At 53.1% G+C, this 11,090-nt stretch carries 11 protein-coding genes; 7 read left to right on the top strand and 4 right to left on the bottom strand.

The window, feature by feature from the left end; translation table 11 throughout:
• The first annotated feature begins 15 nt into the window (after positions 1-15).
• The 6 genes from RCF49_RS07675 (at position 16) to RCF49_RS07650 (ending at position 5,299) form a co-directional block, all read left to right on the top strand.
• Positions 16-2,706, top strand: a complete 2,691-nt coding sequence (locus RCF49_RS07675) for a right-handed parallel beta-helix repeat-containing protein (RefSeq protein ID WP_342643439.1) — start codon at positions 16-18, stop codon at positions 2,704-2,706.
• A 183-nt stretch (positions 2,707-2,889) separates the two neighbouring features.
• Positions 2,890-3,225: a hypothetical protein gene (locus RCF49_RS07670; protein ID WP_342643438.1), complete on the top strand. Its 336-nt coding sequence runs from the start codon at positions 2,890-2,892 to the stop codon at positions 3,223-3,225.
• Positions 3,222-3,434 carry a hypothetical protein gene (locus RCF49_RS07665; protein WP_342643437.1) on the top strand — a complete coding sequence of 71 codons (213 nt, stop codon included), beginning with the start codon at positions 3,222-3,224 and terminating at the stop codon, positions 3,432-3,434. Before RCF49_RS07670 ends, RCF49_RS07665 begins: the two co-directional genes overlap by 4 nt.
• Positions 3,424-3,942: a hypothetical protein gene (locus tag RCF49_RS07660; protein ID WP_342643436.1), complete on the top strand. Its 519-nt coding sequence runs from the start codon at positions 3,424-3,426 to the stop codon at positions 3,940-3,942. Before RCF49_RS07665 ends, RCF49_RS07660 begins: the two co-directional genes overlap by 11 nt.
• A gap of 115 nt (positions 3,943-4,057) precedes the next feature.
• Positions 4,058-4,876: a glycoside hydrolase family 19 protein gene (locus RCF49_RS07655; RefSeq protein WP_342643435.1), complete on the top strand. Its 819-nt coding sequence runs from the start codon at positions 4,058-4,060 to the stop codon at positions 4,874-4,876.
• Between the two features lie 3 nt (positions 4,877-4,879).
• On the top strand, positions 4,880-5,299 hold the full coding sequence (locus RCF49_RS07650; protein WP_342643434.1) for a hypothetical protein: 420 nt from the start codon (positions 4,880-4,882) through the stop codon (positions 5,297-5,299).
• A gap of 113 nt (positions 5,300-5,412) precedes the next feature.
• On the opposite strand, the gene RCF49_RS07645 is transcribed toward RCF49_RS07650, so the two are convergent.
• The gene (locus RCF49_RS07645) at positions 5,413-6,720 is read right to left on the bottom strand and encodes a right-handed parallel beta-helix repeat-containing protein (RefSeq protein ID WP_342643433.1); all 1,308 of its coding nucleotides are present in this window, start codon (positions 6,718-6,720) and stop codon (positions 5,413-5,415) included.
• A 144-nt stretch (positions 6,721-6,864) separates the two neighbouring features.
• On the opposite strand from RCF49_RS07645, the gene RCF49_RS07640 reads away from it, so the two are divergent.
• Positions 6,865-7,626, top strand: coding sequence for a WecB/TagA/CpsF family glycosyltransferase (locus tag RCF49_RS07640; protein ID WP_342643432.1), 762 nt, complete (start codon positions 6,865-6,867; stop codon positions 7,624-7,626).
• Here the strand turns inward: RCF49_RS07640 and RCF49_RS07635 are convergent.
• The 3 genes from RCF49_RS07635 to RCF49_RS07625 are packed head-to-tail and all read right to left on the bottom strand — an operon-like array spanning position 7,618 to position 11,088.
• Complete coding sequence (locus RCF49_RS07635; protein ID WP_342643431.1) at positions 7,618-8,760, bottom strand: glycosyltransferase; 1,143 nt, start codon at positions 8,758-8,760, stop codon at positions 7,618-7,620. The genes RCF49_RS07640 and RCF49_RS07635 overlap by 9 nt on opposite strands.
• A complete protein-coding gene (locus tag RCF49_RS07630; protein ID WP_342643430.1) occupies positions 8,738-9,994 on the bottom strand; it encodes an O-antigen ligase family protein in 1,257 nt (418 codons plus the stop codon). The genes RCF49_RS07635 and RCF49_RS07630 overlap by 23 nt, the downstream gene beginning before the upstream one ends.
• On the bottom strand, positions 9,994-11,088 hold the full coding sequence (locus RCF49_RS07625; RefSeq protein WP_342643429.1) for a glycosyltransferase family 4 protein: 1,095 nt from the start codon (positions 11,086-11,088) through the stop codon (positions 9,994-9,996). Before RCF49_RS07625 ends, RCF49_RS07630 begins: the two co-directional genes overlap by 1 nt.
• Positions 11,089-11,090 lie beyond the last annotated feature (2 nt).

Below are 11,090 nucleotides of genomic sequence, written 5' to 3'. Positions count from 1 at the left end.
TTCAAGGAAACATCGATGGCTGCAAATCGTGGGGTCCCGACTACCGGGCCGCGCTCGGGGACGCAATTTGCCCAGGACATCAACAATGAGGTCCGCCCGATCTGGACCAACGTTGCTTTGGAGCTGGGTAACCTGGTGGGAACGGGCAATGCGATCCAGGGTGCCTTTGATCCCGCGATTTCATCGTATGCAGATCAGACCGTTTTCCGGCTGAAGCCGATCCATGCGAATACTGGTCCGGTGGTGCTCTCCGCCAATGGGCATATGGCATGGCCGCTGGTTGATGAGCTTCTGGAGCCCCTTCAGCCTAACGCCCTCACGCCTGGGCGCGTCTACCTCGTCAGTGTGGATCTGGCCAATCAGCGCTTCATTATCGTGTCTGGTGGTGGCGCGGGCACAGCGGCGTCTGTGGCGGTCATTAAATCAGCCGAGCAGGCCGCGATACAAGCCGTGGAGGGCCAGGAAACCACCTCTCTTACCGCAATCGCCAATGCTGAGACGAACGCCATCAACGATCTAAATACGGTTGGTGCGGTCATAGTCGATGAGGCGGAAGGTGCTCGTGACGATGCTCAGAACTTTGCAGTTTCGGCAAACACGTCCCGGCAGCTCGCGCAAGCTGCTCTTGATGCGTTGGGGTCGGCTCAGCCGTTTGAGAGCCCAATGTACGCCTCCACGTTTGCGGCTCAGCAAGCGACTATCGACACTCTTGTGTCCTATGTCCGCACGAACGGCTTTGCCCAGCCAACAGACGGCGGAGCTGCGCTCTACAAGAAGGTGGGCTCCGAACCGAGTCACGCCGGCAAGTTCCAATCCTCCGATGGGGCCTGGTGGGAGCTATCGGCTGATCAGGACGTCTCTTGCGAGATGTTCGGTGCCATAGGCGATGGAAACACGACTGCGGGAACCGGAACAGACAACACCATCGCCATTCAGAACGCCATTGATTTTATGGACTTGAAGGGCGGGGGGACAGTTCGCCTGGGTAAAGGCATCTTCGGTATCAACAGTTTTGTTCGGATGAAAAATAAGGTGAACTTGGCCGGCGCAGGGATGGGGGCTACCGTTCTGTATGCGTTGGTCGATGGTATATCCATCATCCGGCTTGATGATACGGATGGCTCCGAAGACATTGAAATTAAAGACCTTACTGCCTGGGGATATGGTGATAGAAATCCCGCTCTTGGCGAGGATACTAGTAGGGCTATTTTCATAGGCCGGTGCCAGCACGCTCGCATTCAGAATGTCCGGACTATCTATAGTCGCCATATGGGCATCTGCGTCCGCGCTGAACGCGCCGAAGTCCTCAATTGCGAGATCCTGAAGACTTGTCGTGATGGAATTAACGTCTCTGACGTAACCTATGCGCTCGTCAGCGGTAACACGGTGATTGAGGCGGGTGATGATGCCATTGCGCTCAACGTGTTTGCTGATACTACGCGACTGATCAAGTCTCACATAGCAATTCTTGGAAACCGGTTCGAGAAGTGCTTGGGCCTTAAGGTTCTTGGGGCTCGACACGTCATAATTGCAAACAACAGAGGTCGGTTCTATTACGGCTATGGCATCAATGTAAGCCTTACAAATATCTACACCGAAGGGCGCATGCCCAAGTTCTCAGTCGTGATTACGAACAATAGCCTGGTGGACGGCATGGACAGCGCCGTCATTGGTTATGGGGCGCAGGGATCAGCAATTTTCCTAAGCGGAACGCGCAACCTGGGGAGCGGCGGTGAAGCTATCACAACTTTGATTGGAGACTACAACTCTGCCACCGGCGCATTTCAGGTGCCAGATCCGTTTATCAACAAGGGCGGCATAGATAACCCCCGCGCCCCGAACTCGGCAATCCTCATTTCCGGGAATACGATCAAACAGACGCTGGCTGGCATGACCACGTTCTCGTCCTCAGGCTTCGGTCAGCTTTGGGAAAATGATGGGCCAATTGATCCGGCCGTCACAACGCTCATCCGGACGATCGAGGGCATCGACCTCAGCGGCTTAGATTTGGACTCCGTGACTATCCTCGGCAATATCATGAATGGGGTTCGCAACGCAGTCAGAATACAGAACTTTACATACATCAAGGGACTACTCATATCGAGCAACAACATCTTCAGATGTACCCAGGGCATTTCAATTGCCGCTGCCGCAGCACTTCATATCGAGGCAACGGTCACTGGATGCCTGTTCGACATCGATCCCTACCATGAGTCCTCGTTGCGAACGCAACCACTGGATGGGACTTGGACGAGTACAACGAATACGAGCTGGAACGGCATTTACGCGCAGTTCATTCGCGGACTGGTTGTCACCAATTGCGCCTTTAAGAACTGCCAGCGAAACATCTACGCTCAGACCGCTCTAATTCATGCGAGTGGAAATAGGTATATCTGGGATTGGTCGGGCGCAACTCCTCGCGGTATTGCTCAGGTGGCAAACGAATTTGAAAACTTCAGCCTCTTTCAGGACTGTAACCCGACTTCTCCGACATTTGGCCAGTTCTCATCCGTAACGGATAGCGGTTTCATGCTGTCAAACGGCTCAATGCCCTCGGCTGGCTATTTTCGTAGGGGGCAGCTGGTCAGAAACAATTCACCTGCCTTGGCATCGGGGAAGGTATTGCTGGGCTGGATGCGCTTAACGAACGGCAATGGCCATGTTCTCAATACAGATTGGTCGCCCGTCTATATGACCAGCACTTAATGAAAGCGCCGCGAGTGACCGCAAATCGCGTCTTTCGGGCCGCCATAGGGCTTCTCAATTTCTTATACCGGGAGCGATGCCGGATCGGCCGGAAACAAAATCAGGACTGCCATGATGCGCTACCGCATGCTCTCCCGTGGCCGTCCGGCAACCCCCCTGAATTAAAGACAGCGAACTAGGCGGATGGACCTGACCAAGGCTCTTTTCGAGCAGGGGAATATCCTTGCCGGTGCCTGCATTGCGCTCATCGTCGTGTTGCTCTGGCATATCAAACAGCGCAACGACCAGGACCGACAAGACCGCACACAGATGGTCAGGACCATCGAAGTGAACACTGCGGCACTGCAAGACACCAGGGAGACCCTGGAGTCTTTTCTAAGCTCTACTGAACGTCAAATCCGGAGCCAGGAAGAGATCGCGAAAGCGGTGGTGGCCATGAGCCATAGCCATCAAAGCCTGAAGGATACCCTCTTCCTCCTCGTCGGCAAACCAGTTCCTCCTTCCGGGGATCGCTCATGAGCTGGCTGTCCGATCTGTTTAAGGCGGAGCCGCGGGTCATGGACCCGGAGCTTGAAGAAGCCGTTCGCAGGAACCGTGAGGAAGCAGAGAAGCTGGCCCGTGTGTCTCGCCGCTTTTTCGACTCGGAGGGGATGCGCTGGCGCGATGAGCAGACGCACAAGATCATCCGAGAATGCATGAAAAGAGTAGTGCGGGGGCATGATGCGTAGGTTCGTCAAAAACGCTGCACGAAGCCGGATTATATGGGCGTTCGCCATCCTGAGCGCGCTGTTCTGGGGCATTTGGGCGATTACGTCTGATGCATTTGCTCTCGTGTTCGCCAGTTCTCTAATGCTCGGTGCAGTTGTCGGGATGGCCTTTATCTTCTTTTGGGTCATGCTGAGGATTATCCGGACCACCAATCATCCGGACCGAACGGACTATGCCATTGTGGCACTGGCAGGCTTTATGACTGGCACCTTTTGCACGAGCGTATGGAGGGCTGTCTATCTTGTCGCCGGTCGGCCTCCGGCAATGTTCCAGCACCCTGCCTTTTCATTCGCGCTCTATGTCAGCGCCGTTTCGCTGCTGTTCATGGGCTATGTCTGGTATTCGGATCCTCAGTTGCCCGTGACGCGCAAGCGGTATGTGGTGGGCGGTTCGTTGGCAATCGGCATCATCATCTGTCTGATGACTTGGTGGTTGGATCTATTCCGTTTCCTGCCTTTTGAAATCTGAAATCGGGGGATTTCCTAATGATGAAGCGCTTTGGCGCCGTGGCCATAAGGGCCGCGGGCATAGGGCTGTTTGCGGCCGCAGCTTGGTACTGGTCGCACCGGGAAAGGGATCGCGCATGAGCATCGATCGGAAGACGTTTTTCACCTATGTGCGCCGGGCCCCTTTCGGCGGTCGCCTGACGCAGCAGCAGGTCGATGGCCTGAATGCCATCCTGGCCTATTGGGACAGCTGGGACCAGAACAAGGACGTTCGTTGGCTGGCCTATATCCTGGCCACGGTCCACCACGAGACAGGTGGTAAATTCGCCCCTGTTCGTGAGGGCTTTGCCTCGACCGATATCGGCGCCAGGAAGATCGTGGCCCACCGCAAGTATGGGAGGGAGGAGGCCACGGGGCAGGTTTACTACGGGCGTGGCTTCGTCCAATTGACTTGGCTCGATGGATATAAGCGCATGGGCGATCTGCTCGGGATCGATCTCGTCAACAACCCCGATCTCGCGCTCAATCTGGATGTCTCCGTCCGGATCCTCTTCGAGGGCATGGCGCGTGGCCTGTTCACCGGCAAGAAGCTGGCGGACTACTTCAACCTCACGACCGATGACCCTGAGGGTGCGCGGGCTATCGTCAATGGCACCGACAAGGCCAAGCTGATCGCCGGCTATCACAAGAACTTCCTCGATGCGATCCAGGCTGCCCAGGCGATAGTCCGGCCGCCTGATGTCAGCAAGGATCTGGCCAAGCCTGACGGGCCAGCTTTGGCAAAGGACAAGACTGTCTGGAGCGTCATTACTGGCGGAGCCGCATCATTCGTGGCCGGCATCTTCGGTGCCATCAACAATCTCTACGCATTCGGCGCCTTCTCCCTAATGGCAGTCGCCGGGATTGGCCTCGCCATCTATTTCCGCCGCGAGATCCGCGAGCACTTCGGGGGGTAAACTATGACCTGGCTATTCACTCAGGTTCTGTCATGGCTCAGCGGCGGCGTGCTGGACCGGGTGCTCGCCTATTTCGAGCGCCAAGCAACGACTGAGGTTGAAAGCGAGCGGGTCCGAGCTGCGGTCATTTCCGAGTACATCAAAGCCGAGCTCGAGGCGAGAAAGGCGGCCTCTCAGATCAGACTTGCCACCAATGGATACTGGGAGATGCGCTTTATTACCGCCATCATTGCGGGGTGCTTCACCTTGCACCTCGTCATGGTAACGCTAGATACCTGCTTTAAGCTGGGCTGGCGGGTCTTCGCATTCCCGGAGCCATTCAACGAATGGCAGGGTGCGATTATCCTCAGCTTCTTTGGCATCTACACGGTCGGAAAGGGCATAAGCGCCATTGCGGGAGCAATCGCGCTCAGAAAGTGGTAGGTCGAGCTGCGTACTAGTGCTTGCATGTTGTCGCCGAGCTGTGCGTGGGTTCAGGAAATGGTGCATCTAAGCACACCGTCTACCCTTGAACTGCGTTGGCGCCTTCTCCGGTGCTAGCGGCTCCGGACCACGAAACGCTCATTTGAGCCCTTCTGCCCTGCTTTACGCACCTCCTGGAATGACACAGGTGGATTAATCATCAGGATGCCCATTGGCGTTAAAGTCTCTGAAAGCCGTACATCTTTAGCTCCGTCCAGGACCAATGAAACCTGTCCTCCTTCGGCGACGACATCCTTTAACTGAACAGAGGACGCCTTTAAATGTATACCATTTGAAATCGGGTTGCGTGAGATAAAGTTTTGAAGAGTTATTTTGCGGGAGAATCCGCTAGCTTCAAGATTTCTAACAGCCCCCTCGGCACGACTATTGGAAATGAATAGTTCCTCAACTTTCCCGCTGATTGACCACCCTCGATCCAGCCGATTTTGTCCTGGTCGCAAGGGGTAACCAGTAACTTGTGCATGATCAAACGCGATGCGGGAGGAACCCAGGGTGGCAGCGATCTCAATTCCATAAAGGTTGGTTTCCCTGACCTGAATCTCCCGTGCTGAGATCCGTGTCGAGTTGGCTATCGATAGGCCCATGCTCCCGTTCATGTAAGTGCATAGCCGCTCAATAGATATATTGATGCCGCGCGCAATCTCCAGGCCGATAGCCGCATTTCTGGCCACAGTTACGTTCCGAATAAGTCCATCATGTGCGTGCTTCAGGGTAATTCCATGGTCATTTCGATATCTGGAAAACCCATTATTCATTGCCGCTACATTATCCAGAAAAAAATTGTTCAAATTTCTAAAGAAAAATCCAAATCTATTTCCGACAACGGTCGAGTTATGAATAAATAATCCGCTAACATTATCAGAATATATTCCGGAATATGAGGAATTTCTGACAATGATGTTGTTGATGGTAATGTTTTTAGTATCGGTTATGTGGATTCCATTGAGGCGCCCGTTGGCGTCCACAGCTAGATCAGAGACGATCTGGTTGCCGGTTAGTACAAGCCCTGGCCCGTCGCCATTATCGGTGAACTTGATTGTTGAGTGACCACCAATAATTCCCCGTGTCCGTGGCCGAAAGTTGGCGATGAGATACGTTCGAGACGGTGAGAGACTCAGGTACAGATTATGCTTCGCCGCAAAGCTGTCCGCTTTAGCCAACGCAACAGTATCATCGGTGGATCCATCGCCGATAGCGCCAAACTGCTCCGGTCTGACTGCCCGCTCATTCCTGAGAAAAGCTAGCTTCGCTACTGGTTCTGGCTGACTCTTGACGCAGGAGTACATCGTGGCTTCTGTGGGCTCAGGGTTGGCCAGGAATGCCAACCCAGTGAGTAGGGAAGCGAAAATTTTAAAGGACATGCCGCTATCCAATTTGGCTCTTTCGAGTAAGATGGGCCGATGCGGGATGAATGCTTTGTAGCGGAGTCGCCAATTCCATCATTTGATCCAATTTGGGGCATCTTATGACCGTTCATCCAATTGTCTGAAGGCGGACCAAGGATAATGTGCGAAGTCGTTGGAATGCGGGTCGACCCTGATAACCTAGAGCAGGTGACTGAGAAGGTGATTCAGTGGGCTCAACGCCGGGAAAGCCGCTACGTCTGCGTTGCGAATGTCCACATGGCCATTGAGGCCCATAGAAATCAAGATTTCGGGGATATTGTGCAGAGGGCTGATTTAGCTACGGCAGACGGAATGCCGTTGGTCTGGATGCTAAGATTTCTTGGAGAACGGGACAAACAGCGGGTTCCAGGTCGGGAGCAGGTGCTGGCACTTTGCCGAGAGGCGGCTGCGCGCGGCATACCCATTGGACTTTTCGGAGGAACTTCCGAAGTCCTGTTGCGGCTCCAGCAGACGCTAGAATCGCTGTTTCCGGGCTTGCAGATAGCATTTTCTGCTTCGCCGCCGTTTCGGCAACTCTCTCTTGCTGAGGAAGCGGAGTATATAGACCAGATCAATTCCTCCGGTGTCGGCGTTTTGTTTGTGGGACTCGGTTGTCCAAAGCAAGAAGTGTGGATGGCACGCCAGAAGGGGCGAGTACATGCTGTGATGATCGGTGTTGGTGCAGCATTCGACTTTATCGCTGGAGTGAAGCCAGTGGCTCCGAGCGTTGTTCAGAGCCTCGGATTGGAGTGGCTTCATAGATTAGTTCATGAACCAACTCGACTCTGGCGCCGCTATCTCACCACCAATACGATCTTCATTTTCTTGGCGGCCAGGCAGATAATGGAGACTTTGAGGTGGCGAGCTGCTGGCTCACCTTAATTGTGTGTATATTGTCATAAGTTGTTTATAATTTTGGTCAGGAGAGTACAGGCGCTCATAGGCGCGTCGAGCTCTCCTGCTGGACTGCGCTAGAAGCTCAGGATTGCGAAGAGTCTTGCGAACGAGGGCTTTTAGCTCGTTTTCATTGCCAGGAGAGAACAGCATTCCTGCTTGGTTGCCGCCGACGATCTCTTCCAAACTACCGATCCTCGATGCAATGACTGGTAGTCCACAGGCGAGCGCTTCGGCCACTACCATAGGAAATCCCTCGTACCAAACTGACGGCATAATCAAAGCCAATGAGTTTTTCATATGCCCTAGTACGGTCTCCTTCGATTGAGAACCTAGCACCGTCACAGAGCGTGGCGCATTACGTGAGATCCAATCAAGTAGCGGCCCTTCGCCCAAGATCGTCAAAGGCTCATCTATGTCACGCCAAGCTGCAATTAACGTCTGTAGGCCCTTCTCCTCGGACAGCCGTCCAACATACAAGAAGCCCGAGCGCTTCCGTTCGGATAACCCAGGATCCATTACAAAATTGGGTTTCACGTGCAAGCGATCCGGAGCAAATCCTCCGTCGATAAAACGCTGCTTAGCAAACTGGGTCAGAACGATGAGCGCGTCAACCTTATGGTTCCAAGTTCCCTCCCGGCGGTGTCTAGCGATCATCCGGGCAGCTGCAAAAGACCCCAGAGAGGAGTTGCGGTAGCATCGATGAAGGGCGCCGAAATAAGGGCTACGCTTGACGCAAAGCTCACATGGGCGACCCGCCCGCATCAGAAGCGCGCCGGCACACAGGAACCGAAAATTATGCGCTGTCTGAACCACTGGAACATTCATGTGCCGGCAGGCGTCGTAAACTGAAGGTGATAATCGCGGAAAAGTATTATGAAAATGGACAACATTTGGCTGAAATTCTTGAATCTGCCGGACCAGAGCATCTCTGCTTTGCCGATTATAAGATAGGTTCAGAGCAGTTTTGATTTTCGTAGATGTATCCTTAATTCCTTCGTTATCAATGAGCCATTGATCCACGGTGTGCCCTCGGGCCGCCAGGAGATCTGCTTCGGACCGGACGACAGTATCTTCACCGCCAGGCGTTTGATATCGATTATGAACGATCAGAATTCGCAAGATAAACACCGTGTCCGACTTCGGGAACAAAGCTCCGTAATCTCGTCGAAGCCACCCTAGCTTGGCCAACTCCACCTTGAAGAATGGAGCTGGTTAAGCTGAATGCCGCTGCCACACCTAACATAAAAAGGGGGCTCTCAAGCGCGACGTTAACTGAGAGAGATAGGATTCCGAGGCACCAGCAATATATAGCAACCCTCAGATGGGCTGGAGATTGTGCCGATCCTGAAAAAGCTATTCTGTAGCAAAAGACCAAAAAAAGAAGACCTCCTATTATCCCAGTTCTCATAAACAGAAATACGAACGAGTTGTGTGTTGAAATTGCTAAAATGTTTTCCTCAGGAAATGGTGTAACTGCTGTATGAGCCGCGTAGAAGTTTCTCACAGCTTCCGTGCCAAAGCCAATTCCGAGACCTAAACTGTCAGAGAATGCGGTAAAAGCATCGCTCCAGATCAGAAGGCGCAATGTCGTGTTAGGATCAGAAATATAAGGGGCGAGCTGAAAGAGGAATGGGCTCGTCATAAGTAAACACAGAGCCAATGTTCCCATGCCGATTGCAACAATTCGAGGCTTGGGCGATATAAACACCAAAATCAACAGCATGCTTGCCAGCAGAGTTTGGGCGTTTCGGGTAAAAAATATTACCAAAGCAGTAAGTAAAACTACAAAAGCAATGTTGCGCAGTGTGCGCCTCCACGAGAGCAAAATTACTCCTAACCCAATGAAGAAGATTACGGAGGAGCCAATTAGATTTGGGAGCGAAAAACCAGATCCAGCGGCGCGAAATAACTCCACGAGCGGAATCGATGCAGCCGGTAAGACAACCATAAGAAACGAAAATACTCTTGAACTTAGGCTGTAGAGCAGCGTTGTCCAAAGATGACGCATCGCGCTAAAGATAAAGAGGAAGGCAGGTATTGTAGCAAGCTGCCGAACGATGTACTCAGGATCGTAAAGTGTAGTCCATGATCTAGGAAATACGTGATAATAAGAGAGAACTCCGTAGGTGGACGAAAGTAGTGCCAGCGCCAAGAGCGCCCAATCAAGCGGAGTGCGCCTCGCTGCGCAGTATATTGCGCAAACGGCAACAACAGAAATGAAGCCCACAATCCCAAGATCTCTGCTTATGGGGCCGAGCAGGATGTAGGCGTAGAGCAAGGTGCCACAGACAGCGTCGAGAGGACGAAAGCGGATGTGACTGGACGAACCTGTCTGGGTGAATTGCTCTGACATTACGGAGCGACCTCTTCGAGTACTGCGATATTCTCCGCCGCAAACCGCTGAACCGTAAAGCGACGTTCAAAGTCCAGCCGAGATGCTTGGCGCATCCGAAGGAGGTCCGCAGGTTGTGTCGCGAGTTGCATCAAGCGGTGCAGGAGCTCATTCGGATTTTCCGCTAAAACACCATCTACACCGTCGCGAACCAGCTCAGGAAAAGCTCCGGCACGATAGGCAACCGTAGGAACTCCTCTCGCCTTTGCTTCCGTGATAGTTCGCCCAAATGCCTCGTCTCGACCCAGCATTAAGTTGATGTCCTTGTCTGCGTAGATGGTTTCCGCATCTTTGCGGTAGCCGTAGACAGTTAGCAATCCTGTTTTTGTTGCTAGCTCCTCTAACCGTTGCCGCCACGGACCGTCACCGAATACGTGGAAGTGCATCGAGTGCGATGCCCGTTTTGCATGTAGAGTAAGAATGATCGACTCGAAATCAGCAAAGCCCTTTCGGTCGGTTAGCTCGCCAACTAGGCAGACATTCAGCTTATCACTGGCTGTGGAAGGAATGCGACAACCGGGATCATCACTGGAATTGTAGATAGTGTACGCCCTAATGTCGCTATCTCTAAGATTAAGCTGCGAAAGAGTGAGATTCCGAATGAAGTTGCTAATGAAGATGATTGCAGTTGCTTTAGTGAACGCGCGTCGAAGCAAGTGATAGTAAGCACGATCCCTGACACTAAGCCGCCCGCGAAAAAGAGGAGTGTGCACTGTAATCAGGTGCCTTATCCGCGTGAAACGGCTGACAAGGCTGCACAGCGCGTCGGCATTCCTTAAGTGCGAGTGAATTAGGTCCCGATCAGGCGACAGCCGGCGAGCTGCCTCATAAATTGCCTGAAACGTGAAAGAGTGGCGGTAATCTAATCCGTTCAAGGTGGAGGAAGTAAACGGATCGACGAATGTAGGCGCTGGAATAATGGTCATCGTACGGATGCCAGTGTTCTCTAGCGCTTTGTTGAGTTGGTAGACATGGAGGCGAGCGCCTCCTCCGCCATTCTGTCCAACTACTCTGAGGATGGTGCGGGGCTTTGGGTGCACAAATTCAGGTGGCATTG

The sequence above is a fragment of the Rhodoligotrophos sp. CJ14 genome (assembly GCF_038811545.1).
Classification (GTDB): Bacteria; Pseudomonadota; Alphaproteobacteria; order Rhizobiales; family Im1; genus Rhodoligotrophos; species Rhodoligotrophos ferricapiens.
This window is presented reverse-complemented; position numbering and strand designations above follow the sequence as displayed.

Bases quoted from the DNA above. Each gene is read 5' to 3' on its own strand.
- RCF49_RS07675 (WP_342643439.1), top strand. From the start codon at position 16: ATGGCTGCAAATCGTGGGGTCCCGACTACCGGGCCGCGCTCGGGGACG.
- RCF49_RS07670 (WP_342643438.1), top strand. From the start codon at position 2,890: ATGGACCTGACCAAGGCTCTTTTCGAGCAGGGGAATATCCTTGCCGGT.
- RCF49_RS07665 (WP_342643437.1), top strand. From the start codon at position 3,222: ATGAGCTGGCTGTCCGATCTGTTTAAGGCGGAGCCGCGGGTCATGGAC.
- RCF49_RS07660 (WP_342643436.1), top strand. From the start codon at position 3,424: ATGATGCGTAGGTTCGTCAAAAACGCTGCACGAAGCCGGATTATATGG.
- RCF49_RS07655 (WP_342643435.1), top strand. From the start codon at position 4,058: ATGAGCATCGATCGGAAGACGTTTTTCACCTATGTGCGCCGGGCCCCT.
- RCF49_RS07650 (WP_342643434.1), top strand. From the start codon at position 4,880: ATGACCTGGCTATTCACTCAGGTTCTGTCATGGCTCAGCGGCGGCGTG.
- RCF49_RS07645 (WP_342643433.1), bottom strand. From the start codon at position 6,720: ATGTCCTTTAAAATTTTCGCTTCCCTACTCACTGGGTTGGCATTCCTG.
- RCF49_RS07640 (WP_342643432.1), top strand. From the start codon at position 6,865: ATGTGCGAAGTCGTTGGAATGCGGGTCGACCCTGATAACCTAGAGCAG.
- RCF49_RS07630 (WP_342643430.1), bottom strand. From the start codon at position 9,994: ATGTCAGAGCAATTCACCCAGACAGGTTCGTCCAGTCACATCCGCTTT.
- RCF49_RS07625 (WP_342643429.1), bottom strand. From the start codon at position 11,088: ATGCCACCTGAATTTGTGCACCCAAAGCCCCGCACCATCCTCAGAGTA.